25 protein-coding genes are annotated in these 24,098 nt (G+C 33.2%); 13 read left to right on the forward strand and 12 right to left on the reverse strand.

The window, feature by feature from the left end; translation table 11 throughout:
- Positions 1 to 24 precede the first annotated feature (24 nt).
- Genes M0M57_RS06065 through M0M57_RS06075 form a run of 3 tightly spaced genes read left to right on the forward strand, consistent with a single transcriptional unit; the run spans position 25 to position 2,447 of the window.
- A complete protein-coding gene (locus M0M57_RS06065; protein WP_248436296.1) occupies positions 25 to 543 on the forward strand; it encodes an ATP-binding protein in 519 nt (172 codons plus the stop codon).
- Entirely contained in the window at positions 543 to 2,063 is a 1,521-nt protein-coding gene (locus M0M57_RS06070; protein ID WP_248436297.1) for a PIN domain-containing protein, read from the forward strand. Before M0M57_RS06065 ends, M0M57_RS06070 begins: the two co-directional genes overlap by 1 nt.
- A 3-nt stretch (positions 2,064 to 2,066) precedes the next feature.
- The gene (locus M0M57_RS06075; RefSeq protein ID WP_248436298.1) at positions 2,067 to 2,447 is read left to right on the forward strand and encodes a hypothetical protein; all 381 of its coding nucleotides are present in this window, start codon (positions 2,067 to 2,069) and stop codon (positions 2,445 to 2,447) included.
- A 184-nt stretch (positions 2,448 to 2,631) separates the two neighbouring features.
- On the opposite strand, the gene M0M57_RS06080 is transcribed toward M0M57_RS06075, so the two are convergent.
- The 6 genes from M0M57_RS06080 to M0M57_RS06105 form a co-directional block, all read right to left on the reverse strand.
- The gene (locus M0M57_RS06080; protein ID WP_248436299.1) at positions 2,632 to 3,627 is read right to left on the reverse strand and encodes an NAD(P)H-dependent glycerol-3-phosphate dehydrogenase; all 996 of its coding nucleotides are present in this window, start codon (positions 3,625 to 3,627) and stop codon (positions 2,632 to 2,634) included.
- Positions 3,628 to 3,655: 28 nt separating this feature from the next.
- Positions 3,656 to 4,456 (reverse strand): NAD(P)H-binding protein, encoded by an 801-nt coding sequence (locus M0M57_RS06085; RefSeq protein WP_248436300.1) that lies wholly within the window; start codon positions 4,454 to 4,456, stop codon positions 3,656 to 3,658.
- The gene (locus tag M0M57_RS06090; RefSeq protein WP_248436301.1) at positions 4,443 to 6,827 is read right to left on the reverse strand and encodes a M28 family peptidase; all 2,385 of its coding nucleotides are present in this window, start codon (positions 6,825 to 6,827) and stop codon (positions 4,443 to 4,445) included. The genes M0M57_RS06085 and M0M57_RS06090 overlap by 14 nt, the downstream gene beginning before the upstream one ends.
- Before the next feature lie 18 nt (positions 6,828 to 6,845).
- Entirely contained in the window at positions 6,846 to 7,196 is a 351-nt protein-coding gene (locus M0M57_RS06095) for a hypothetical protein (RefSeq protein ID WP_248436302.1), read from the reverse strand.
- Between the two features lie 4 nt (positions 7,197 to 7,200).
- Entirely contained in the window at positions 7,201 to 7,704 is a 504-nt protein-coding gene (locus M0M57_RS06100; RefSeq protein ID WP_248436303.1) for a hypothetical protein, read from the reverse strand.
- 88 nt (positions 7,705 to 7,792) lie between these two features.
- Positions 7,793 to 9,319, reverse strand: a complete 1,527-nt coding sequence (locus tag M0M57_RS06105; protein WP_248436304.1) for a bifunctional GNAT family N-acetyltransferase/carbon-nitrogen hydrolase family protein — start codon at positions 9,317 to 9,319, stop codon at positions 7,793 to 7,795.
- Positions 9,320 to 9,497: 178 nt separating this feature from the next.
- Between M0M57_RS06105 and M0M57_RS06110 the strand changes: the two genes are divergently transcribed.
- From M0M57_RS06110 to M0M57_RS06125, 4 genes are all read left to right on the forward strand, one after another.
- Positions 9,498 to 9,827 (forward strand): single-stranded DNA-binding protein, encoded by a 330-nt coding sequence (locus M0M57_RS06110; RefSeq protein ID WP_248436733.1) that lies wholly within the window; start codon positions 9,498 to 9,500, stop codon positions 9,825 to 9,827.
- A 74-nt stretch (positions 9,828 to 9,901) separates the two neighbouring features.
- Positions 9,902 to 10,222, forward strand: a complete 321-nt coding sequence (locus M0M57_RS06115) for a single-stranded DNA-binding protein (RefSeq protein WP_248436734.1) — start codon at positions 9,902 to 9,904, stop codon at positions 10,220 to 10,222.
- Between the two features lie 19 nt (positions 10,223 to 10,241).
- On the forward strand, positions 10,242 to 10,694 hold the full coding sequence (locus M0M57_RS06120; RefSeq protein WP_248436305.1) for an HRDC domain-containing protein: 453 nt from the start codon (positions 10,242 to 10,244) through the stop codon (positions 10,692 to 10,694).
- 187 nt (positions 10,695 to 10,881) lie between these two features.
- Positions 10,882 to 11,310 (forward strand): hypothetical protein, encoded by a 429-nt coding sequence (locus tag M0M57_RS06125; protein WP_248436306.1) that lies wholly within the window; start codon positions 10,882 to 10,884, stop codon positions 11,308 to 11,310.
- Positions 11,311 to 11,325: 15 nt separating this feature from the next.
- Here the strand turns inward: M0M57_RS06125 and M0M57_RS06130 are convergent, their stop codons facing one another.
- Together M0M57_RS06130 and metG are read right to left on the reverse strand one after the other, a co-directional pair.
- Positions 11,326 to 12,018, reverse strand: coding sequence for an HAD family hydrolase (locus tag M0M57_RS06130; protein ID WP_248436307.1), 693 nt, complete (start codon positions 12,016 to 12,018; stop codon positions 11,326 to 11,328).
- Between the two features lie 11 nt (positions 12,019 to 12,029).
- On the reverse strand, positions 12,030 to 14,102 hold the full coding sequence (gene metG / locus M0M57_RS06135; protein WP_248436308.1) for a methionine--tRNA ligase: 2,073 nt from the start codon (positions 14,100 to 14,102) through the stop codon (positions 12,030 to 12,032).
- A 309-nt stretch (positions 14,103 to 14,411) separates the two neighbouring features.
- Between metG and M0M57_RS06140 the strand changes: the two genes are divergently transcribed.
- From M0M57_RS06140 to M0M57_RS06160, 5 genes are all read left to right on the forward strand, one after another.
- Entirely contained in the window at positions 14,412 to 15,449 is a 1,038-nt protein-coding gene (locus M0M57_RS06140; RefSeq protein WP_248436309.1) for a DNA cytosine methyltransferase, read from the forward strand.
- Complete coding sequence (locus M0M57_RS06145) at positions 15,442 to 16,188, forward strand: PDDEXK family nuclease (protein WP_248436310.1); 747 nt, start codon at positions 15,442 to 15,444, stop codon at positions 16,186 to 16,188. Before M0M57_RS06140 ends, M0M57_RS06145 begins: the two co-directional genes overlap by 8 nt.
- A gap of 101 nt (positions 16,189 to 16,289) precedes the next feature.
- Positions 16,290 to 17,186, forward strand: coding sequence for a S66 peptidase family protein (locus M0M57_RS06150; protein WP_248436735.1), 897 nt, complete (start codon positions 16,290 to 16,292; stop codon positions 17,184 to 17,186).
- A 153-nt stretch (positions 17,187 to 17,339) separates the two neighbouring features.
- The gene (locus tag M0M57_RS06155) at positions 17,340 to 17,699 is read left to right on the forward strand and encodes a YraN family protein (protein ID WP_248436311.1); all 360 of its coding nucleotides are present in this window, start codon (positions 17,340 to 17,342) and stop codon (positions 17,697 to 17,699) included.
- A gap of 62 nt (positions 17,700 to 17,761) precedes the next feature.
- Positions 17,762 to 18,421, forward strand: a complete 660-nt coding sequence (locus M0M57_RS06160; protein WP_248436312.1) for an aspartate kinase — start codon at positions 17,762 to 17,764, stop codon at positions 18,419 to 18,421.
- Between the two features lie 7 nt (positions 18,422 to 18,428).
- Here M0M57_RS06160 and M0M57_RS06165 read toward each other — a convergent pair whose 3' ends face one another.
- From M0M57_RS06165 to M0M57_RS06180, 4 genes are all read right to left on the reverse strand, one after another.
- Positions 18,429 to 18,725, reverse strand: a complete 297-nt coding sequence (locus tag M0M57_RS06165; RefSeq protein ID WP_248436313.1) for a type II toxin-antitoxin system RelE/ParE family toxin — start codon at positions 18,723 to 18,725, stop codon at positions 18,429 to 18,431.
- Positions 18,715 to 18,948 (reverse strand): hypothetical protein, encoded by a 234-nt coding sequence (locus M0M57_RS06170; RefSeq protein WP_248436314.1) that lies wholly within the window; start codon positions 18,946 to 18,948, stop codon positions 18,715 to 18,717. The genes M0M57_RS06165 and M0M57_RS06170 overlap by 11 nt, the downstream gene beginning before the upstream one ends.
- Before the next feature lie 71 nt (positions 18,949 to 19,019).
- Entirely contained in the window at positions 19,020 to 22,337 is a 3,318-nt protein-coding gene (gene mfd / locus M0M57_RS06175) for a transcription-repair coupling factor (protein WP_407647483.1), read from the reverse strand.
- 45 nt (positions 22,338 to 22,382) lie between these two features.
- Complete coding sequence (locus M0M57_RS06180) at positions 22,383 to 22,970, reverse strand: hypothetical protein (protein ID WP_248436316.1); 588 nt, start codon at positions 22,968 to 22,970, stop codon at positions 22,383 to 22,385.
- Positions 22,971 to 23,111: 141 nt separating this feature from the next.
- On the opposite strand from M0M57_RS06180, the gene M0M57_RS06185 reads away from it, so the two are divergent.
- The gene (locus tag M0M57_RS06185; RefSeq protein ID WP_248436317.1) at positions 23,112 to 24,053 is read left to right on the forward strand and encodes an L-threonine 3-dehydrogenase; all 942 of its coding nucleotides are present in this window, start codon (positions 23,112 to 23,114) and stop codon (positions 24,051 to 24,053) included.
- The last annotated feature ends 45 nt before the right edge of the window (positions 24,054 to 24,098 follow it).

Genomic DNA, 24,098 nt, shown 5'->3' on the forward strand with positions numbered 1-24,098 from the left:
ACCATAATTTATTTATTCAGTTTTATGGTTTTTAACAAAAATATTGTTTTTATTGGAGGAATTCACGGAGTCGGAAAAGGTACAATTTGTAAAGAAATTTCAAACGAATCTGGACTAACCCATCTTACAGCAAGTCAAGTTTTAAAATGGAATGAAATTAGTAAATCTGATAATAAATTAGTTGATAATATTTCTACGACGCAAGAAAGATTGATTTTAGGCTTAAAAAATCTTATTGAAAAAGATAAACAATATTTACTTGATGGACATTTTTGTTTGTTGAATTCAAAAGGAATTCCAAGTAAAATTGAAGAGGAAACATTTGACTATATTAATCCAAGAATTGTTGCAATCGTAATTGATGATGTTGAAAAAGTTGCAGAAAGATTGGAAAAAAGAGATAAAAGAAAATATGATTCTAAAATCTTAAATGAATTGCAAGAAATGGAAATTGAGTATGCAAAGTATCTTTCAAACAAATATTCTGTTCCATATATTGAAATATGGAATAGTAATTATAAAAGCCTTTTAAACATTATTTAATGATGAAAATTTTACTCGACACAAACATTATTATTCACCGAGAAGCGAATAAAATTTATAAGCCTGAAATTGGTCAACTTTTCAAATGGATTGATAACCTTAAATACTCCAAATATATTCATCCATTAACGGTTAAAGAGTTAGAAAAGTATAAAGATAAAAATGCTCTTGACACAATGAGCATTAAAATTGAGAGTTATAATTTACTAAAGCATCAAGCTCCTTTTAGCGAAAAAATGTTAGAAGTTATATCTCAAGTAGATGGAAATGATAACGATATTATTGACTCGCAGATATTAAACGAAGTTTATGAAGGTAGAGTTGATATTTTAATTTCTGAAGATAAAAAAATTCACACTAAAGCAAATTTACTTGGGATAGGTAATCGGGTTTTTAAAATTCAAAGTTTTTTAGAAAAAGTAATTTCGGAAAACCCTGATTTAGTTAATTACAAAGTTCTTGCTGTTAAAAAAGTTGATTTTGCTGAAGTAAATATTAAAGACGAGTTTTTTGATAGTTTCAGATTAGATTATGGAGAATTCGACAGTTGGTTTAACGGTAAATCCGAAGAGCCCTGTTATGTATGTTATAGCGATGGAAATTTGACAGCTTTTCTTTTTGTCAAAATTGAAAACGAAAATGAAAACTACTCTAATATAAATCCTGTTTTTCAACCAAAAAAAAGATTGAAAATAGGAACTTTAAAGGTTACTGGAAATGGATATAAAATTGGAGAAAGGTTTTTAAAAACAATTTTTGATAATGCAATCCAATTTAAAGTCAAAAAAATATATGTTACACTTTTTACGAAAAGACCTGAACAAGAGCAGTTAGTAGAAATGTTAGAAGAATGGGGATTTATTTATTATGGATTAAAAACAACAAAAAACGGAGAAGAAAAAGTTTATATTAGACCTTTTAGTAGAGAAACCCCCGTTAATTTAGAGAATCCAAAACTTACATTTCCCTTTTTATCAAGAAAAACAGACAAATATATTATTAAAATTGAGCCTCAATATCATACTGAGCTTTTTCCAGATAGTATAAATACTAGAGAAGATATTCAGAAATATACTGAAAATGAGCCGCATAGAAATAGAATTGGTAAAGTATATATATCGCATTCTCAAGATAGAAATTTAAAATCTGGGGATCTTTTGATAATTTATCGAATGGGTGAAACATCACCAAAAAAATATTCAAGTACTGTTACAACAATTTGTATTGTAGAAAATGTACAAAATAACTTTAGCTCCTTTGAAGATTTTTTTAATGCTTGTAAAAGAAGAACTATGATTTCAAAAGAAGATTTAAAAACAAATTGGTGGGATAAAAATCCAAAGAACAGACCATTTGTTGTAAATTTTTTATATGCTCATTCGTTACCAACACCAAAACCCACTCTTGATGATTTAAATAGATTAGGGATAATTCCAGATATATTAAATATGCCGAGAGGATTTATTAAAATAACGAATGAACAGTTTAATGTTTTGATTAAATTTGCCTATAAATTATAAAATATGAAAGTAGTACTATCAATAAAGCCCCAATTTGCAAATAAGATTTTTGATGGGACAAAGAAATTTGAATTCAGAAAAGCTATTTTCAAAAACCAAAATGTTACTTCGGTTTTAGTTTATGCTTCTTCACCTGTGCAAAAAGTAATTGGAGAATTTGAAATTGGAGAAATTTTCAATTTTGACTTAAAAACTCTTTGGGATAAAACTAAAGAACACTCAGGTATAACAGAAGATTACTTTTATGAATATTTTGCTGACAGAAAAAATGGTTTTGCAATTCAGATTAAGAATAAAAAAAGATTTGAAAACCCAAAATGTTTAAAGGCAGATTATAATTTAACTCCTCCTCAATCATTTTCTTACTGGAATTCAAAAGAATAAACTTTCCTGAAACTCAATACAGTCTATCCACTAGCCCCGATTGTAGTGGAAATCTTTTTGTTGGCGAGCTTTGCTCGTGAACAAAAAATTGGAACGGAAAGCGGGAAAATGGTTGGCTGAAAATGCCCGAGCCATTCGCTCACAAATTTTGTTATCGCTTGTTTTGCTTCTATTAATTTTTAAATTAATCTAACTTGTCCGTTAATTTTTTAAAAACACTTTTCGGGTCTTTACTTTCGTATAAAATCTGATAAACCGCATCAATAATTGGGGTTTTGGCTCCGTAATCTTGATTTAATTTATAAGCACTTTTTACGGCATAATAGCCTTCGGCAACCATGCTCATTTCCATCATCGCACTTTTCACGGTGTAGCCTTTTCCAATCATGTTTCCGAACATTCTGTTTCGAGAAAAAACGGAATAACCGGTTACCAATAAATCGCCCAAATAGGCAGAATCATTGATATTTCGTTTCATTTTGTGCACTTTACGGATGAATTTCTTCATTTCGCGAATGGCATTACTCATCAACAAGGCTTGAAAATTATCGCCGTAACCTAAACCGTGAGCCATTCCGGCAGCAATAGCATAAATGTTTTTCAACATGGCAGCATATTCGGTTCCGATAATGTCATCGGAAATTTTGGTTTTGATGTAATTGCTGTTTAAATTTTTGGCCACAATTTTTGCTTTTGAAGCATCAGCACAGGCAATTGTTAAGTAGGAAAGACGTTCTAACGCTACTTCTTCTGCGTGACACGGACCGGTGATTACACCAATGTTTTCATACGGAATGTTGTATTGTTTGTGAAAATGTTCGCCTACAATCAAAAATGTTTCAGGAACAATTCCTTTGATGGCAGAAAAAATCACTTTATCGTTTAAGGATTCTGTCAATTTTTCCAATTCGGTATTTAAAAAAGCAGATGGAATGGCAAAAATTAAAATATCGGCATAACTAACCGCTTCGTTTATATCGGTAGTTAGGTGTAATTTTTTGGTGTCAAATTCAACGGAACTCAAGTAATTTGGGTTGTGTTTTTCGGTTTTAATATGGTCGATTGCGTTTTGATTCCGCATGTACCAACAAATTTCAGCTTGGTTAACGCACAACATTTTTGCTATCGCAGTTGCCCAGCTTCCGCCACCAATCACTGCAAATTTTGGAGAATTGTTCATTTTATAAGTTTAGTTTGCAAAGGTAAATTTAACCTAAATTTTTAAATTCATAGTTCAAAACGGTAATCAATTTGTTGGATGAAACTGTTTTTCCGACAGAAGGTTGATTTTCATTAAATTGAGGAGGAACTAAATTCAACTCCAATGCTTTTTCTGTATAATACTTTTTCCGATTGGGATGAAACGGAGCAACGGCATTAAAAACAGTATTCCAAACCTCTTTTTCAATGATTTTTTGGATGATTTCGATGCAATCAAGTTGATGAATTAAGTTGATGGGAGCTTCCGGATTTTCGATATTATTTCTTCCTGATAAAAATTTTATAGGATGACGGTCTTCACCAATTAATCCGCCAAAACGGAGAATTGTGGTTTGAAAGTTGGAATTATTTAAAAGTAAATTTTCAGAAATCAGCAATTGTTTTCCGCTTTCTGTCTCCGGTTTTGGAGGAGTTTCTTCGGTAATAAGTTCGTTTTTATCTGCATAAACCGAAGTTGAACTCACAAAAATTACTTTTTTAACGGAAGATTTTACGATAAACGGAATGAAATTTTCCATCTTAGCCACAAAATTTTCTCCTGAATTTCCTCTTAATCCGGGAGGAATATTGATAATTAAAATTTCTGAATTTTCTAAAAAATCGGCAATTTCACGCGGAATATCATTCGCTTTAAGCGAAATTAAAAAAGGTGAGATGCCTTCATTTTGAAGTAATTCTAATTTTGTTTCTGTAGTGGTTGAACCTTTAATTGAATAGCCATTTTGAATCAGATGTTTCGCTAATGGCATTCCCAACCAACCGCAACCTAAAATGCTAATTTGTTTCAAGACTGTCTTTTTGAGTAGTTAATGAATCCATTTCGGTTTCAATCGTTTCGCTGATTTCCACTTTTTTTGGAACAGATTTGATAAGTTTCTTTTTCACAATTATTGCATCCGTTAACACAAATGGCATCGGAATAAACGAATCCGGTCGTTTTGGAATACTGAATTGTGGATTTTCCAATAAATCAAACGAAGAAATCATCACATCCATATCCAATTTATCGTCTTTGTGAATTTGAAAACTCAGCGTTAACGGTTTGTTGTTAATCGGATAATAATTCAACACATTGGATTTTTTTCGCTTATAAAAACTTCCTTCTTGGTTGATGTTTTTAATTCCGTTTGCTTTTAGATGATGGATTTTTAATTTTTCAGAAGCAAAAACATCAATTCTATTTGCGTTTTTATTGGCTTCAATTTTAACTGTGATTGCTCGTTGATTGCCCACAATTGTATCTCTTAAAAAGGTAAATGTCGGTTTAGCAATGTTTTTTCTAGGAGCTTCAGCCGAATAACTGTAGCCGGAATTGTATTTGCTACTCAATCCGAATTTATTTAAATTTTTATCTAAACTCGGATTTTCGCCTAAATAATTCTTAGTCCAATTGTCTAACACTTTGTCATACGTTGCCCAATTGGCTTTGTCATTATCAGCATCATAAACATAGACGAGGCTGTTGGGTTTGCCTTTTCCTTTTTCAAAATCGCTTTGAAAATGAGCTTTGATAAAAAATCCAATAGAAATAATAAACAAGAAAGTTCCCCAATTGGCTTTTCTAGAATAATCACCAAAAAGAGGTAGTAATAGTGTAAATGTAAGTACAACTAATACGGCACTTCCAGCTAACATTTTTAAACCCAAACCGATTGGAAATAAATGAATAAACGGAGCTAAAATCGTCAAAGCGGGAATACTTAAAACCAAATTTATGTAAGGATTTGATTTTTCTTTAAACACCAAAAAAGCAAGAATGAAAACACCAAAATAAACTGGAATTATAAAAAAAGCGGCTCCTTCTAAGTAAATACAAATCAAAAGATTGATGATGAACCATAAAAATAATGGAGCTACAAAATGACTTGGCATTAATTTACTTTTAGTGAATTTGGCGTAAATCCAAAAACAAATAGCCATAGACAGCAACACAAAAGCAGCAATATAACTATGACCGTTATAAGTGAAACCATGGAGCATGTCTTGGTACTGTGGATAAAGTGATTGAATCATTTCCCAACCAAAAAAAGTAACCAATCCAACTAGTATAATTGACAAAAATAATGGTGCAAATCCCCGTATAACTTCTTTAAAATCTAATAAATGTTTGCCTAGTCCAATGGTTACAACTCCAAGAAAAAGCACGAAAGCAATAATTAAAAGCGGAAAATTCCATGAAAAAGGATAATTAAAAAATCCAACCGCAGAACTAAAATAGACATGATCTTGATCAGTTTTTAAATTACTCAAATCGGCATTGGAATAATGTGCGAGCAACGGCATCAAATAAGTGGCTTGATGTTCTAAACATTCGGGAGTGAAATTTTCATAATTATCTTGAATGGTATGGTAATCAAAATGATCATCAATAAAGGCGAAATTGTAGCCCGGAATATCAGCTTTTTCACGAAAAGCGGTTAAGTCGGTGTCGTTAGGAAGCATCTTATAAATACTGTACATCAACGAATTGGTAACCGGAAATTTCGGATTCGCAGCTGCAAAACATTTAATTAAGTTGGCATTTCCGTAGTTTGTTTCGGCTAACATCATCGAAGGGCCGGCAGTTCCACGGGCTTCAAAATTGATAACTAAACCGACTTCTTTTGCCCACGGATGTTCGGATGCAAAGGCATAAGCTCCGTTTAAACCCAATTCTTCCGCATCCGAAAAAACAATAATAATGTCGTTTTTGTGGGTTGATTTGTTGTGAAGAAAAGTTCGAATTCCTTCTAAAATTACCGCTAAACCATTTGCATCATCGCTGGCTCCGAGTGATTTAGTGTGTGGAGCACTGTCAAAATGCGTGAGAAGCAACAACGCTTTTGATGAATCTGAACCTTTGATTCGGGCAATGATATTTTTTGTTTCAACTAAATTATTCCATTTACTTAAAATGGCACTTTGCTGAATTTGGGTTTCTAAACCTAGTTTTTGTAGTTCTTTTTCCAAATAATTCATCACTTTCGGATGATTGGGTGAGCCAACATAATGCGATTCTTTGGAAATTTCTTCAATGTGTTTTAACGCTCGTTCGGTTGAAAATTCACTTGCCGGAACGTCTCCTTTAGAGTAATCGGAAGGCATCATCCGATGGAAAATAAACCAAATAATTCCCATCAACAAAACGGAAATGAGTAACGAAGCGTAATTTTTTTTCATGATTGAAAGTGGTTGTGGTTAATTGTCTCTTTTGACTAACATGAAATAGTCGTTTTCCAAAGCCAAATAGCCCTGATCATACAAAAAATGATAGGTGTTTCCGGTTTTGGTATGTAAAATGGAAGTGAAAAAATCAAAATCAAAACCCTTGCTAAGCAGTTTAGATTTAGTGGTTTTGCTTTTTCCTTCGGTATTTAATTCGCTTAAAATTCGATAATTTTTTCGCAACTTGTTGTTGATGTTTCGCATCAAATTGTTGCTGTCTTTGTTCATTTTGTTGTTGTAGGCATTTCTACAACCGTCGCTGCAAAACTTTTTATCTTCGCGACCAATGATTTTTTCGTTACATTCTAAACAGTTTTTTGTCATAATTTCATTTTAAATTTTCAATGTCATTAAGTAGTTTTTCACCGTTTTTTTCGATATCGGTTAAAAGATCTTTATATTTTGCTAAGTTGTCTTTTCGAATTGAAATCTTTTGATTCATACTTTTTGTATTTAAAATTTTAATTTCATATCCCCATACAAAATTTTCGTCAATGATTTCAACTGCTTCCTCTATATTCCCAAGAAATCTTGTCATAACAATGTAATCAACATCAATTCTCTCAATAATCGGAATACAATATTTTTTGTCATAAACTCCTTGAAAAGTGACCCCTACTAGTTTTTTGTTTGGAAAAGGAACGATAGTAAAACCTTCCTTTTTACTAATTTCAGACTCAATAGTTCTATTAAAATCATTGTGACCATAGCCGTTAGAACATTGTAAAACGATTACTTTTATGTTTGATTTAACTTCATTTTCAATAGAATCTTTTTCAATACGATTAACTTTATTAGAGTCAATTTCTTTTTTTTGAATTTCAGTATCCATATTTATTTGTTGTTGCTCTTCATTTTTTGAATTGCAACTAATCATGAAAACGAATATGAACAACACTATTGTGAAGGACTCTTTCATACTATTTCAATTTCTTAATGTTGTATAAATCATGTCTTCTGTCTTTTAAAATTCGGACAGTTCCAAATTCGTGCAATTGTTTTAGTAAATCTAAATCAACATCAACAATTAATGTCATTTCGGTGTTTGGCGTGGCTTCGGCCTTGATTCCATTACTTGGAAAAGCAAAATCAGAAGGTGTAAAAACCGCTGATTGAGCATACTGAATATCCATATTATTTACCTTTGGTAAGTTACCAACGCAACCGGCAATTGCCACATAACACTCGTTTTCAATGGCTCTAGATTGAGCACAATGTTTCACGCGTGTGTAACCGTTTTGAGTATCGGTTAAAAACGGAACGAAAAGAATATTCATTCCTTCATCGGCCATTAATCGGGATAATTCCGGAAATTCCACATCATAACAAATCATAATGCCAATTTTTCCGCAATCGGTGTCGAAGGTTTTAATTTGCGATCCGCCTTTCATTCCCCAATGCAACGATTCGTTGGGTGTGATGTGAATTTTGGTGTACATTTCGCTGCTTCCATCGCGTTTGCACAGAAATCCAACGTTGTATAAAACACCGTTTTCCAGGTAAGGCATACTTCCTGTAATGATGTTGATGTTATAAGAAATGGCATATTCTTGAAATCTTTTTCGAATGGGTTCCGAATGTTTTGCTAGTTCACGAATCGCATCAGCTTCGGAAAGATGGTTGTAATCCGCCATCAAAGGTGCGGTGAAAAGTTCGGGGAATAACGCAAAATCACTTCCGTAACCGGAAACAACATCGATAAAAAATTCGGCTTGCTCAAAAAGTTGTTCTAAGTTGTTCAATGGACGCATTTGCCATTGAATTAATCCTAAACGAATGACGCTCTTTTTAAGGTTAATTAAATTCGGATTTTCATCATAATAAATATTGTTCCATTCCATCAAAACCGCATATTCGTTAGAACTGGTATCGCCAACCAAATAATTTTTCATGATTTTTTTTACGTGAAAATCATTGCTTATTTGAAAAGATAAAACAGGATCATAGAGTTCTTTTAATTTTACTTTTTCAATATATTGTTTGGGAGAAAGTTCTTCTTTGTAATCAATATAATTCGGAATTCTGCCAGCGAAAATAATGGATTTAAGGTTCAATTGTTCGCATAATTCCTTTCGAGCATCATACAAACGTCTTCCCAATCTTAAACCTCTGTATTTTGGATGTATGAAAACATCAATTCCATATAAAACTTCACCTTCTTGATTGTGTGTATCAAAAGAATAATTTCCTGTAATTTGGGCGTACGTGTGATTGGCAATCACTTTTCGATAATCGATAATCAATGAAAGTGCTGAGCCAACAACTTTTCCATCCACCAAAACAACCAATTGTCCTTCGGGGAAAATGGAAAGTAATTTTTCGATATGATGTTCTTTCCAATACGAATTTTCGAGTTCGCTATAGGCTTCCATCATCGAATTTTTCAATTCTTTGTAATCTTCAATTTGTAAATTTCGTAACTCAATTTTCTTAATTGCTTCGTGCATATACTTTGTTTTTCTGCAAGATACAAAAAATATTTTCCGTTTACAAACGCTTACAAATATTTACAACCGAAAGTAATTGTTTTTCTACCGAATAAAATTTGCCGGTTGTCACAACTTTGCAATGTCGAAACGAAAGAACGACAACAATTTTTATAAACCATTTAAAATTTTAAAAGCCATGAATGCAATGAAAAACAAAGTACAATTAATCGGACATGTTGGAAACGAACCAATCATTAGAGATTTAGACGGAGGGAAAAAAGTAGCAAACTTATCGCTAGCCACAAAAGATGTTTTCGTAAACAAAAGTGGAGATCAAAAAGAACAAACGCAATGGCATAATGTTGTTGCTTGGGGAAAAACAGCCGAAATCATCGAGAAATTTGTTGATAAAGGAAAGCAAATTGGTATCATCGGGAAACTGACTTCCAGAAGTTATGACGACAAAGAAGGCAACAAACGCTATGTAACGGAAGTGGTTGTGAATGAACTGCTTTTGATGAATTAAACTTTCAAAAGATCAATTACAATATCAATAACAAAAATCAAATAAACCATTAAATTTTATACGCCATGAACACAATGAAAAACAGAGTACAGTTAATCGGTCACGTTGGAAATGACCCTGAAGTAAAAACCTTCGAAGGTGGAAAAGTAGCGAATTTTAATATCGCTACGAATGATTCTTACACCAACAAAAAAGGTGAAAAAGTGGAACAAACCGAATGGCATCGTTTGGTTGCTTGGGATAAAAATGCCGAAATCATCGAAAAATTTGTAACCAAAGGAAAAGAAATTGCCATTGAAGGTAAACTAACCTCCAGAAGTTATGATGATAAAGATGGAAACAAACGCTACATCACAGAAGTGATTGTGAATGATATAATGTTGTTAGGTAAATAAATCCATTAAACTAGAAATTATGAAAGTAAAACATTTCAGAGTTCGTGTAAGTGGGGAGTATTTACAGAACGATCAAGACGCCATCAATCAGTTTTTAACCGATGTAAACGTTGAAAAAACAGCAACTAATTTTATAACAGGAATGATTGATTATTGGTCAGTTTTAGTTTTTTATTCACCAAAAACTGAAAAAATAAAAGAAACAACTGAAACAGAAAAAGTGGCCGTTTTGAATTATGATGAGTTAACTTTAGAAGAAAAAAACACATTGAATTCGCTTAAACATTGGCGAAGTGAGAAATCGTCAAAATTAGGATTACCACAATATATGATTTGTCATAATTCTGAATTGATGACAATTGCAAAGCTAAAACCGGATTCGGTTGATGAACTGAAAAAGATTAAAGGTTTTGGAGAAAATAAAATTTCAAGATACGGAAACGATATCATTTCGTTATTACACGCCAGTTAAATTTATTTAAGATTAGTAAAAAGCGACAACGTAAAATATTGTCGCTTTTTTTATGAAAATAAGAATTTGAACATATATAAATTAAAAACTTTTCAACACGAAAACGTTTTCGGTGAGGTGTTGTATAGGTAAGGTGTTAAATTATTGAAGTATTTATTTAACTTTATTGTAAATTAACATAAATCGTATGAGCCAGTTAAAAATTATTTTCGTTTTAGTATTGATGTGTTTGATTTCAAAAAGTTCATTTGGACAAGTTGGAATTAACACAACAACACCTTTAAGCACTTTAGATATTAATGGAAATTTATCATTAAAAACTGTTATTTTGGTAGGAAGTGCTACACCAACTTTAATTAATGACGGAGTTTATATTTCTTTGCAACCTTTATTAACAGATCAGGAATTCAGATTGCCAAATGCTGTAAATTTTCCGGGAAGAGTTTATATTTTAAGAAACATACAAAATAGTGTTACAGCTCGTTTAACCACTGCGGGAGGGTTATTGTTTCCAAAAACATCGACCACAGGAAGCACAGATGTTTATATGTTTGAAGGAAATAATAGAAGTTTAATCGTCATCAGTGACGGAATCAATTGGACATATTTTAATTAAGAAATCTCCAAGCAACTACTTTTTAAGCAAAATCGGCAAAACTTCCGTAATTTTTTCAATTGTTTTAAAGTTGGGATGTTCCACTTTGTGGTCAATTCGCTCGTGAGCCCAAGTGGTATGAAAAGGAACGTGAACGGCATATCCTCCCATTTGCAAAACCGGTAAAACATCCGATTTCAGTGAATTTCCAATCATAAAAAATTCCTCCGGTTTGATTTCAAGCCGACCGATTAATTTTTGATAATCCAACACTTGTTTGTCAGACATCACTTCAATATGGTGAAAATATTTACCCAAACCGGAATCGTGTAATTTACGTTGTTGATCTTTTAAATCGCCTTTGGTAGCAACAACCAATTTGTATTTTCCGTGTAATTCTGCCAAAGTTTCTTCAACACCGTCTAACAATTCAATTGGTTTTTCTAATAATTCTTTACCGTATTGAATAATTTTTTCGACAATTTCGATTGAAATTGTGTTATTCGAAATTTTCATCGCCGCTTCAATCATCGACAAAATATAGGCTTTAATTCCATAACCATAAACCGGTAAATTTTGAATTTCCGTCCGAAATAATTCCTGCGATAAACTTTGATGTGATAAATAATCTTCCATCAAACCACAGAATTTCTTCTCGGTTTCTTCAAAATAGGGCTCGTTAACAAATAAAGTGTCGTCGGCGTCGAATGCGATTACTTTTAGGTTCATATATTATTTTTTTAAGAAATCAACGCCCCATTATCAACCCCATCTCCATCCGGATTCATAAAAACCAATTTTCCTTCCGCGTTATTGGTCATTAAAATCATCCCTTGGCTTTCAACACCTCGCAATGCTCTTGGTGCTAAATTCACTAAAACGGTTACTCTTTTTCCAACCACTTCTTCCGGTGAAAAATGTTCAGCAATTCCCGAAACAATGGTTCGCACATCAATTCCTGTATCCACTTTTAAAACCAATAATTTATTTGCTTTTGGCATTTTTTCAGCTTCCAAAATAGTTCCGACACGTAAATCTAATTTTGAAAAATCTTCAAAAGTTGTCGTTTCTTTTTGTGGTTCTACAGTTCTGTTTTCCATTTTGTTAGCGGTTTTAGTTGCTTCCAATTTGTCTATTTGTTTTTGAATTTCGGCATCGTCAATCTGTGCAAACAATATTTCACCTTGACCGATTTTGTAACCTGGTTTTAATAATTCGGATGATTTGGAAACGGTTTCCCATCCTTTATGAGATTCCTCCTTCGTCGGAATGACAAGAATGCGTGAAAGTTTCTCAGCCGTAAATGGCAAAAAAGGTTCCGATAAAACCCCCAACGCAGTCGCAATTTGCAACGCAACATACATCTGTGTTTTCACACGTTCCGGATCGGTTTTAATCATCTTCCAAGGTTCTTCATCGGCTAAATATTTATTACCTAATCGAGCCACATTCATCAATTCACCTTGTGCTTCTCTAAATCGGTATCGTTCAATTGAACTTGCAATCACAGCCGGATACGCTTTTAATTCTGCTAAAGTCTGCTCATCAACCTCCGAAAATTCATTCGGTTGAGGAACAATTCCATCATAGTATTTATTCGTCAAAACCACCACACGATTTATGAAATTCCCATAAACCGCTGCCAATTCATTATTATTTCTCGCTTGAAAATCCTTCCAAGTAAAATCATTGTCTTTCGTTTCCGGAGCATTCGCCGTCAAAGCATAACGCAAAACATCTTGCTTATCCGGAAAATCAACCAAATATTCGTGCAGCCAAACCGCCCAGTTTTTTGAAGTTGACAATTTATTTCCTTCCAAATTCAAAAATTCATTCGCCGGAACATTATCAGGCAAAATAAAACTGCCTTCAGCCTTCAGCATCGCCGGAAAAATAATGCAATGAAAAACGATGTTATCTTTTCCAATAAAATGAACCAATTTAGTGTCAGCATCTTTCCAATACGGTTCCCAATCTTTTCCTTCTTTGGCAGCCCATTCTTTAGTAGAAGAAATGTAACCAATCGGAGCATCAAACCAAACATACAATTTCTTGCCTTCGGCACCTTCCACAGGAACATCAATTCCCCAATCCAAATCACGAGTGACAGCTCTTGGTTTCAAACCATCATCTAACCACGATTTCACTTGACCCAAAACGTTGGTTTTCCAATCATTTTTATGACCGACTAAAATCCATTCCTTTAAAAAATCATCATATCTGTCCAATGGCAAAAACCAATGTTTCGTCGATTTCAAAATCGGAGTTTCACCAGTAATCGTCGATTTCGGATTAATCAAATCGGTTGCATTTAAGGTCGATCCACATTTTTCACATTGATCGCCGTACGCTTCTTCGTTGCCACACTTCGGACAAGTTCCAACCACAAATCGATCGGCCAAAAACTGATCAGCTTTCGCGTCATACAATTGTTCATTGGTTTCCTCAATAAAATCGCCGTTCTCATACAATTTTCTAAAAAAAGCAGAAGCCGTTTCGTGGTGAATTTTAGACGAAGTCCGCGAATAATTATCAAACGAAATTCCAAAATCCACAAACGATTTCCGGATAATTCCATCATATTTATCAATCACTTCCTGAGGCGTAATTCCCTCTTTTTTGGCTTTCATCGAAATCGCCACGCCGTGTTCATCACTACCACAAATAAACGCCACATCTTTCCCCTGCAAACGCAAATAGCGAGCATAAATATCAGACGGAACATAAACTCCCGCCAAATGACCAATGTGAATCGGTCCGTTCGTATAAGGCAACGCCGCCGTAATCGTATATCTTTTTGGATTTTCTATCATAAACTTCAAAATTGTATGCAAAAATAAGTTTTTTATCGCACAGACAAGAGGCAATGACTTCAGAGATTGCAATTTATTTTTTTCAAGAAGCTATTCCGGCTATCCGTTTCAAGCTTTTTTGTCTTGTTGTTTTTTTCTAAGGCAAAAAAAGAGCTTCCTTTGGTCGCTTTTTTTTGCCAAGAAAAAATACAACAATCCTGCAAAAGGCTTTCCACTGCTATCCGGGCTAGGGATAAGTGCAATAAAGAGAGATGTAATCAATCATTTTATTAAAATATCAAAAGTCAAAAAAATTAGTAACTTTGATAAATGATTAAAACAGATAAAAATATACTTTCAAATTATAACTTTATCGACCTATTTGCAGGAATAGGAGGATTTCATTTGGCTTTAAAATCATTTGGTGCTAATTGTGTTTTTGCCTCTGAATGGGACAAATTTGCATCAACAACTTACTATGAAAACTTCGGAATAAAGCCTCTTGGAGACATCACTAAAATCAATGAAAGTGAAATTCCTACCCATGATATTCTTTGTGGTGGTTTTCCTTGTCAAGCCTTTTCAATTTCTGGAAAACAAAAAGGTTTTGAAGATACAAGAGGAACATTGTTTTTTGATATAGCAAGAATTGTAAACCATCACAAACCAAAAGTTCTTTTTTTAGAGAATGTAAAAAACTTAGTCAAGCACGAAAATGGGAAGACATTAGAAATTATTACTAACATTCTGAAAGAATTAGATTATGAGGTTTTTACCAAAGTATTGAACTCCAGTAATTTTGGACTACCTCAAAACCGTGAGAGATTGTACATAATTGCCTTTCATAAATCAATAGATTCAAGCAAATTTAGTTTTCCTTCACCAACTAACGAACCAATTTGTTTAGGTAAAATTCTCGAAAATCAACCTGAAAATGCCAAAGTTATTGATAGAGATGATATTGAAATTTATAAAAATTATACTGTTTCAAGCAACTTGTTTTCAGATATACAATTGCTCAACAAACCTATACAGATAGGAAAAGTTAACAAAGGTGGACAAGGAGAAAGAATTTACCATCCATTAGGTCATGCAATTACGCTTTCTGCACATGGAGGTGGAGTGGGTTCAAAAACAGGATTGTATCTCATTAATGATAAAATACGAAAATTATCACCAAGAGAATGTGCAAGAGTACAAGGTTTTCCAGAGAGTTTTATTTTAAATTCATCAGACACACAAACGTATAAACAATTTGGAAATAGTGTTTCTGTTAATGTTTTACAACATATCCTATTCGAGATTGCAAAAGTTTTGAACGCAAACAGTAAAAATTTAATCCAAACAACTAAGTTAGAATATGCATAAAGAGCAATTATTAGGTTCGCAAACAGCAAAAAACGGATTTTTAAATGAAGATAATATTGTAATCAAATTTAATAATTGGGAATTCGATGAAGAAGCTCAGAAATGGCTTTTAATCATGCAATATGAACTCAACCAAATTGAATTTAAAGCACTTAAATTAAGTGGTTTTAAAACAGACGTTCAAGTTCAGGTAACAATTAAATTGAAAGAAGCTATTGATGCCCAAAATTTACAAGTAAAGCTTGTAAGTAATACAAGAGGGTTTAATCAAATTGATAAAAGGTGGGTTGATAAATATATTGAAATGTGGAATATTCCTCAAAACATAGCTTCAATTCTTAAACGTTATACAGGTGAAGTTGAACCTAGTGTTACAAATTCTAAAGACAAAAGAAGAATGTTCTTTCATGAATTTACTACAGAAGAACAGAGTAATGTCTTAAAATGGTTAAAAGAAAATAAATCGCTTATTGTTTCAGATATTTTAAAAGGCAGAGGACAATTTTCTGCTGAATGGATGCTTGTTGCCCAAAAACTTAAACAAAATTCCAGATGGATTTTAAAACCTATGAATTTTTGTTTAAATCATTTTGGAAATGGTGAAGTTGAAGTCACAAAAAGAGGTAATTTTAAAATTGGAAGGATAACGATGCAGCGAAAAGGAGGAGATGGTGGAAGAAAAACAGCAAATATGCTTCAATTTAAAATTAATCCCGCAGAACTTTTTGATTGTGAATAAAGCCTTTGAAACAAACAAATACTTTCTTAACCATGAAAAAAGCCATAACCATTTTATTACTTTCACTCTTTTTCAACACAAATGCTCAATTAGATAAAAAAATGATAACTCCACCTTATTTACAAAAAGGCGACACGGTTGCCATCGTAGCCACAGCCAGAAAACACTTGAATGACGATTTAAAATTAGCCCAAGAATTCCTTGAAAATTGGGGTTTAAAAACTGTAATTGGTTCGTCCATCGGGTTAGATAACCATCAACTGGCCGGAACGGATGAAGACCGAGCAAAAGATTTTCAAACCCAAATGGATAATCCAACTATTAAAGCAATCTGGTGTGTCCGTGGAGGGTATGGAACTGTCCGGATGGTCGATTTACTCGATTTTTCTAAGTTTAAACAAAATCCAAAGTGGGTCATCGGATTTAGCGATGTAACGGTTTTGCATAGTCATTTGAATACGTTAGGTTTTCAATCCATTCACGGAATGATGCCTGTCAATATTCCAAGAGCTACACCCGAAGCCAAAGAAAGCTTACGAAAAGCCTTATTTGGAGAAAAACTTTCATATACAATTCCGCATGATTCAATGAATAAATCAGGAAAGGCAAAAGGCGAGTTGGTGGGCGGAAACCTTTCTATTTTATACAGTTTATTTGGGTCAAATTCAGCGATTGATTGCTCAGATAAGATTCTCTTTCTGGAAGACTTAGACGAATATTTATATCACTTTGACCGAATGATGATGAACCTCAAACGCAACGGTTGCCTTGAAAGTTTAAAAGGAATCGTGGTAGGAAGCATGACTAAAATGAACGATAACGAAATTCCTTGGGGAAAAAACGCATTAGAAATTATTCAAGATGTGACTAAAAAGTATAATATTCCGGTTGTTTATAATTTTCCTGCCGGACATATACCGGACAATCGTGCGTTGGTTTTTGGAAGGCAAGTAACGTTGGAAGTTAGTGAGAAAGGAACGATTTTGAAGTTTGAATAAAACTTTCAATTAAATATATTTAATGCTAAATTCACTTCCAATTGTGTCATTTCGACCAACGGGAGAAATCACATAAACTTAGGCCGCTGTTATTTTATCTACTTTATGCGATTTCTCCTATCGTCGAAATGACACAGAAAATAAAGCATCATCATGGCAAAACACAACGAACTCGGAAAAAAAGGAGAAGAAATAGCTGTTGAATATCTCCAAAAAAATGGTTATGAAATTCTCGAAACCAATTGGGTTTATCAAAAAGCAGAAATCGATATTATTGCTCAAAAGGAAACAATTCTTGCGATTGTAGAAGTAAAAACAAGAACTTCAGGCGATTTTGGTTTACCACAAGATTTTGTGAAAGGAAAAAAAATTCAAAATTTAGTGAAAGCGGTTGACCAATATATGAATGTAAACGATCTTGATTTAGAAGTGCGTTTTGATATTTTAGGAATTATTATCAACAACCAAGAAACAGCTATCGAACATCTTGAAGATGCTTTTTATTATTTTTAATGTTATATTTGTAACAAATTGTTTTTATTTATATATTTGCCGTGTTTTTAAAACATTTTTAAATGAAAACTATTTCTTCGGTTGTAGAACATTACATCAAAACAAAACCATTTTTGTTGAGTGCTTTGTCTCAAGGTATCATCAATTTAACTTCATTATCCCGAAACATGATGCCCGAATTGGAGCAGGAATTGGGGAAAGATGTCAAACAAGGAGCTGTTGTTATGGCTTTAAAAAGACTTTCAGAAGAATTGGATTTCAGAGTTAATCACAAAATCTTAAAAGTCTTAAAAAACATTGGCGAAATCACCGTTCGCTCTTCGTTAATCGATTATACGTTTGCTGTTTCGGAAACCATTTTAGACAAACAAGCCGCTTTAATTTCGGAAATAAATAAAGAAACCGGAATTTTTTATACTTCTTCACGAGGTGTAAACGAAACTAACATTGTTGTAAGTGAAAGTGTTGGTCATTTGGTAGACAAGCATTTTTCAACTGAAAAGTTAATTCAAAAGCAAGAAAATTTAGCTTCAATAACCGTAAAACTTCCTAAAGAAAACGTTAGTATTCCCGGAATATATTACTTCATTTTTCAACGTTTGGCTTGGGAAGGAATTATTATTAACGAAGTAATTTCTACTTCAAACGAGTTTACCATTTTAGTGAGCGAAGAAGAAGTTGATGTGGCTTTTAAAGTGATTAAAGACTTGAAAAGTCTTTAGATAAATTTTATTTCTTTAATTTATTAACAGCATCTTCTTTAGTATGCCAGAACGCTAAGATGTATACCTCATCCGAATCAAAAATATAGTAAATTCCATAGGGAAAAGTTTTCAACCAAATTATTCTAATTGTTTGATAGCGAAATTGAAAACTTTCCGGATGTTTTGAAATTTTTAAAAAAGAATAACGAATCTCTTTTTCAAGTTTTTGAGCTAAAGATTTATTTATATGGGAATAATGTGAAATTGTATTTTCAATTTCAATAGAAGCGGTAGATTTAAGAATGAGTTTTTTATAACTCATATTTTGTTTTGATAGAATCTAAGAACTCGAAAGCATCAACTCCTGATTTGGGATTTTTTTGATGTTCTTCTAATCGATTATTCAACTCTTGCTTTTGAAGATCAGTTAATTCTCCTTGTTCAATTTCTTTCAATACAAATTGCTTCACTTTCTTTAAAATCGAAACATCACTAATATTTTGAAGTAAATCAATTAAGATCGATTTTTCGGTTTGAACACTCATATCAATTCTTTTGAATATCAAAGATAATAAGAAAATTATAAAAACAACGAAAACGATTAAAGCAGAAAGAGTTAACGTCCCATCAACTCCATAAATTCCAACGCCTTCCTAATCGATTTTACATTCTCAAAAGTCAACAACAAACGCAAGCCGCTTTTGGTTTCTTTCTCTTTCATTTTGCAAAGGTTTCCGTGCAATTGAACAAACTGCAACACCTTTCTAAATCGAGAAGATTGATAATAATCACTTTGTTGATCGCCCACAAAATAACCAATCATTTTACCTTGTTTCATAATGAGTTTTTCGATGCCTAATCGCGTGGCAATCCATTTAATTCGGATGCTGTTCAGCAACGCTTCTGCTTCTTTTGGCAATGAGCCAAAACGGTCAATTAGTTTTTGTTCGTAGGCTAATAAACCTTCTTCGTCTTTTACACTTCCAAGTTCGTTGTATAAATTTAATCGCTCGTTGACACTGTTGATGTAGTCATCCGGAAACAATAATTCAAAATCAGTATCAATTTGAAGATCTTTCACAAATTCTTTGGTTTCAATATCATTTTCTTCCTGATATAATTCTTTGAATTCGTTTTCTTTTAATTCTTCGATGGCTTCGTTCATAATTTTTTGATACGTGTCAAAACCGATTTCATTGATAAAACCGCTTTGTTCGCCACCCAATAAATCACCGGCTCCACGAATTTCTAAATCTTTCATCGCAATGTTGAAACCACTTCCCAATTCGCTAAATTGTGTCAATGCATTGATTCGTTTTCTTGCATCTTCCGTCATCACTGATTGGGGCGGTGTGATAAAATAACAAAACGCTTTTTTATTGCTTCGACCCACACGACCACGCATTTGATGCAAATCGGATAGACCAAAATTATTGGCATTGTTGATAAAAATCGTATTGGCGTTTGGTACATCTAAACCGCTTTCAATAATGGTGGTGGCAACCAACACATCAAAATCACCGTTCATAAAACCAAGCATTAATTCTTCTAACTTTTTTCCATCCAATTGTCCGTGACCAATGCCAACACGAGCATCGGGAACAAGCCGTTGAATCATTCCGGCTACTTCTTTAATATTTTCGATACGATTATTGATGAAAAAAACTTGACCATTTCGCTGAATTTCATACGAAATAGCATCTCGAATCAGTTCTTCATTAAACCCAACCACATGACTTTCGATTGGATATCGATTCGGTGGTGGAGTTGTAATGACCGATAAATCCCTTGCTGCCATTAACGAAAATTGCAACGTTCTCGGAATCGGAGTTGCGGTCAACGTCAATGTATCAACCGTAGCAGAAATCGTTTTGAGTTTATCTTTTACATTCACTCCAAATTTCTGTTCTTCATCAATAATCAATAATCCTAATTCTTTAAACTTCACATCTTTACTCACCAATTGATGCGTTCCGATGATGATATCTACTTTTCCTTCTGCTAAACCTTTTAGTGTTTCGCTTTTTTGTTTCGCGGTTCTAAATCGATTTAAATAATTCACCGTAACCGGCATATCTTTCAAACGTTCGGTAAATGTTCGATAATGTTGATAAGCCAAAATCGTAGTTGGAACCAAAATAGCGACTTGTTTTCCGTTGTCAACAGCTTTAAATGCAGCACGAATGGCGACTTCTGTTTTTCCAAAACCAACATCGCCACAAACTAGTCGATCCATCGGACGATCACGTTCCATATCGTTTTTTACATCTTGCGTAGCTGTAATTTGGTCGGGCGTATCTTCATAAATAAACGAACTTTCCAATTCTTTTTGCAAATAACTATCCGGTGCACAGGCAAAACCTTTTTCCAAACGTCTTTTGGCATACAATTGAATCAAGTTGAACGCAATATGTTTGACGCGAGCTTTGGTTTTTTGTTTTAAAACTTTCCACGCATTCGAACCTAATTTGTAAATTTTTGGAGGTGTTCCGTCTTTTCCGTTGTATTTTGAAATTTTGTGTAGCGAATGAATGCTCACATACACAATATCATTGTCTGCGTACACCAATTTAATGGCTTCTTGCATTTTGCCTTCCACCTGAATTTTTTGTAAACCCCCAAATTTTCCGATTCCGTGGTCAATGTGCGTCACATAATCACCCACAGAAAGTTGGGTTAATTCCTTTAACGTAATGGTCTGCTTTTTGGAATACCCGTTTTTGATGCTGAATTTATGATAACGTTCAAAAATCTGATGATCGGTGTAGCAAGCTAATTGATTTTCTTCGTCAATAAAACCTTGAAAAAGCGGAAAAACAATGGTTTTGTATTGTTTTCGGATGTTTTCGTGATTTTCTTCATCAATACTTTCAAAAATATCGTGAAAGCGATTAGCTTGATTTTCATTGGAACAAAACAAGTAATTTTTGATTCCGTTAAAGTGATTTTCATTCAAATCATTCAACAATAAATCAAATTGTTTGTTGAAAGATGGTTGTGGTTTGGTAAGAAATTCAATCGTTTTTTCGGATTTAAAAATCGATTTCAATCCAACTTCAACAATAGAAAAATCAAGTGCTTTTTTTACAAAAGAAGATTGATTGATGAAAAGTTCATCTGGTGAAGCGTGTTTAATGTCACCGGAAAGTTTTCCGAAGGCTTCTGTTGCTTTATCGAATAATTTATCAAATTGACTCAAAACCATTTCTGTTTCCTGAACAAAAAGAACGGTTTTTGGATTGATATAATTGAGGAAACTTTCTCTATTTTCCTGTAAAAATTTATTTTCTACGTTAGGAATGATGGATATTTTCTTCTGTTTTTCAAGGGAAAGTTGCGTTTCTACATCAAATGTTCGGATGCTATCGACTTCATTGCCAAAAAATTCAATTCGGTACGGATTGTCATTTGAAAATGAAAAGACATCGATGATTCCACCACGAACCGAAAACTCGCCCGGTTCTGATACAAAATCAACGCGTTTAAAATTATATTCAAACAATACTTCGTTGATAAAATCAATCGAAATTTGATCGGCAACAGCGACTTTCAACGTGTTTTTATCTAATTCTTTTCGAGTAACCACTTTTTCAAAAAGAGCTTCCGGATAAGTAACAATAATCGATGGTTTTTTGCGGGAATTGATGCGGTTTAACACTTCAGCCCGAAGCAAAATATTAGCATTATCTGTTTCTTCAATTTGATAAGGTCGTCGATACGAACTCGGATAAAAAAGCACATCTTGATCGTTGATGAGGTTTTCCAAATCATTCAAATAATAAACGGCTTCTTCTTTATCATTAAAAAGTAATAAAAAAGGTAATTCTGTTTTTTGAAATAAAGTTTGAATAACAAACGACAACGACGAACCAATTAATCCTTTGATTTGAATTTTATTTTCTGGAACGGTAATGTTTTCAGCTAATTGAATAATTTTAGCAGAAGAATTATAAGCAGAAGAAATAGTTGAAACGTTCAATTAGTCTAGATTTTTTGGTGTTTCACGAACAGCTCTGGAAGTATCTAACATTCTGATCATATCAGCTTCTCCTTGTTCCATTGGAATTTGTCGTTTTCTAATTAATTCATTCATTTGCAATTCGATAGAGGCTAATTGCAAGTTAATATCTGATATTAAATCAATTACTTTTTTTTCCGGAATGGCATCCAAATGAATGTATAATTCTAACGATCGAAAATGGTTTAACAAAACAGTAAAACGACTTTTGAATTCCGGATTCGATAAAGACTGGGGAATTGTATTTAAAAGAGCATCTGCTTTTTGCGTTAGGTTTTTAGATTTTTTTTGAAAAGCTCCAATTGAACTTGTTGGTTTTTGTTCTAATTCGGTAAGAAACAAACGCCATTCTGCCCAATCTTTCACTAAATTTTGAGAGGATGATTCCAAATTCATGGTTCTAAAACTCCATGCTTTGTCTATTTTTTTAAAGATTTCCTCCTTCTTGGCGACTTCTTTTTGTTGTTCGATTAAACGTTTCTCATTATCCTCTTCGCAAGAAAAAAGAAATAAGGCAGTAATACAGATAAAAAGGAAACGAATTTTCATCAAATTTAATTTAGATTTTCAAAAATACAAAGGTAAATCGAAACTTGGTTATTCTCGTTAAAGCTTTCTAAAATAAAAGCCTATTCTTAACAGTTTTTTGCTTTCCGAAAACCTTATATTTGCATCATAAATACACAACTAATGAGCACAAAAATTCTAATCATAGGAGCGTGCGGTCAAATTGGAACCGAATTAACGCAACAATTACGAAAACTTTACGGAACTGATAATGTGATTGCTTCCGACATCAGAAAGTTAAATAATGATGTAGTGAATGATGGAATTTTTGAGGTTTTGAATGCATTAGATTTTAATCAAATTGAGCATATTATTGAAAAATATCATGTAGAAGAAGTTTATTTGATGGCGGCTTTATTATCGGCTACAGCCGAAAAAAATCCAGCTTTTGCATGGGATTTGAACATGAATTCACTTTTTCACGTATTGAATTTAGCGAAAGCCGGAAAAATTAAAAAGATATTTTGGCCTTCCAGTATTGCTGTTTTTGGACCTACAACACCAAGAGAAAATACGCCGCAGTTTACGATTATGGAACCAACGACGGTTTACGGAATTTCGAAACAATCGGGAGAAAGATGGTGTGAATATTACCACAACATTTTTGGCGTAGATGTTCGAAGTGTTCGTTATCCGGGATTAATTAGCTGGTCAACACCACCGGGCGGAGGAACGACCGATTATGCTGTAGATATTTATCATAAAGCATTAAGCGATGGAAAATTTGAATGCTTTTTATCGGAAGAAACGCGTTTGCCGATGATGTATATGGATGATGCAATACGTGCAACGATAGAAATTATGCAAGCTCCGTCAGAAAAAATAAAAATTCGTTCGTCTTATAATTTGTCAGGAGTAAGTTTTACACCGAAAGAAATTGCGGAAGAAATTAAAAAACATATTCCTGATTTTACAATTTCATATCAACCCGATTTCCGTCAGAAGATTGCAGACAGTTGGCCGGGTTCAATTGATGATTCTTCCGCACGAACTGATTGGGGCTGGAAACACAATTTTGATATGGATTTGATGACTGTTGAAATGTTGGAAAACCTTCAAAAATAAAGAATCACCACCCTAAAAAAAGAATGGTGATTCCGCACAGTTAAA

Origin of the sequence: Flavobacterium azooxidireducens (assembly GCF_023195775.1) — a bacterium.
Classification (GTDB): domain Bacteria; phylum Bacteroidota; class Bacteroidia; order Flavobacteriales; family Flavobacteriaceae; genus Flavobacterium; species Flavobacterium azooxidireducens.

Coding starts and splice junctions, on each gene's coding strand:
- M0M57_RS06065 (WP_248436296.1), top strand. CDS start 25: ATGGTTTTTAACAAAAATATTGTTTTTATTGGAGGAATTCACGGAGTC.
- M0M57_RS06070 (WP_248436297.1), top strand. CDS start 543: ATGATGAAAATTTTACTCGACACAAACATTATTATTCACCGAGAAGCG.
- M0M57_RS06075 (WP_248436298.1), top strand. CDS start 2,067: ATGAAAGTAGTACTATCAATAAAGCCCCAATTTGCAAATAAGATTTTT.
- M0M57_RS06080 (WP_248436299.1), bottom strand. CDS start 3,627: ATGAACAATTCTCCAAAATTTGCAGTGATTGGTGGCGGAAGCTGGGCA.
- M0M57_RS06090 (WP_248436301.1), bottom strand. CDS start 6,827: ATGAAAAAAAATTACGCTTCGTTACTCATTTCCGTTTTGTTGATGGGA.
- M0M57_RS06095 (WP_248436302.1), bottom strand. CDS start 7,196: ATGACAAAAAACTGTTTAGAATGTAACGAAAAAATCATTGGTCGCGAA.
- M0M57_RS06100 (WP_248436303.1), bottom strand. CDS start 7,704: ATGGATACTGAAATTCAAAAAAAAGAAATTGACTCTAATAAAGTTAAT.
- M0M57_RS06105 (WP_248436304.1), bottom strand. CDS start 9,319: ATGCACGAAGCAATTAAGAAAATTGAGTTACGAAATTTACAAATTGAA.
- M0M57_RS06110 (WP_248436733.1), top strand. CDS start 9,498: ATGAATGCAATGAAAAACAAAGTACAATTAATCGGACATGTTGGAAAC.
- M0M57_RS06115 (WP_248436734.1), top strand. CDS start 9,902: ATGAAAAACAGAGTACAGTTAATCGGTCACGTTGGAAATGACCCTGAA.
- M0M57_RS06120 (WP_248436305.1), top strand. CDS start 10,242: ATGAAAGTAAAACATTTCAGAGTTCGTGTAAGTGGGGAGTATTTACAG.
- M0M57_RS06125 (WP_248436306.1), top strand. CDS start 10,882: ATGAGCCAGTTAAAAATTATTTTCGTTTTAGTATTGATGTGTTTGATT.
- M0M57_RS06130 (WP_248436307.1), bottom strand. CDS start 12,018: ATGAACCTAAAAGTAATCGCATTCGACGCCGACGACACTTTATTTGTT.
- metG (WP_248436308.1), bottom strand. CDS start 14,102: ATGATAGAAAATCCAAAAAGATATACGATTACGGCGGCGTTGCCTTAT.
- M0M57_RS06140 (WP_248436309.1), top strand. CDS start 14,412: ATGATTAAAACAGATAAAAATATACTTTCAAATTATAACTTTATCGAC.
- M0M57_RS06145 (WP_248436310.1), top strand. CDS start 15,442: ATGCATAAAGAGCAATTATTAGGTTCGCAAACAGCAAAAAACGGATTT.
- M0M57_RS06150 (WP_248436735.1), top strand. CDS start 16,290: ATGATAACTCCACCTTATTTACAAAAAGGCGACACGGTTGCCATCGTA.
- M0M57_RS06155 (WP_248436311.1), top strand. CDS start 17,340: ATGGCAAAACACAACGAACTCGGAAAAAAAGGAGAAGAAATAGCTGTT.
- M0M57_RS06160 (WP_248436312.1), top strand. CDS start 17,762: ATGAAAACTATTTCTTCGGTTGTAGAACATTACATCAAAACAAAACCA.
- M0M57_RS06165 (WP_248436313.1), bottom strand. CDS start 18,725: ATGAGTTATAAAAAACTCATTCTTAAATCTACCGCTTCTATTGAAATT.
- M0M57_RS06170 (WP_248436314.1), bottom strand. CDS start 18,948: ATGAGTGTTCAAACCGAAAAATCGATCTTAATTGATTTACTTCAAAAT.
- M0M57_RS06180 (WP_248436316.1), bottom strand. CDS start 22,970: ATGAAAATTCGTTTCCTTTTTATCTGTATTACTGCCTTATTTCTTTTT.
- M0M57_RS06185 (WP_248436317.1), top strand. CDS start 23,112: ATGAGCACAAAAATTCTAATCATAGGAGCGTGCGGTCAAATTGGAACC.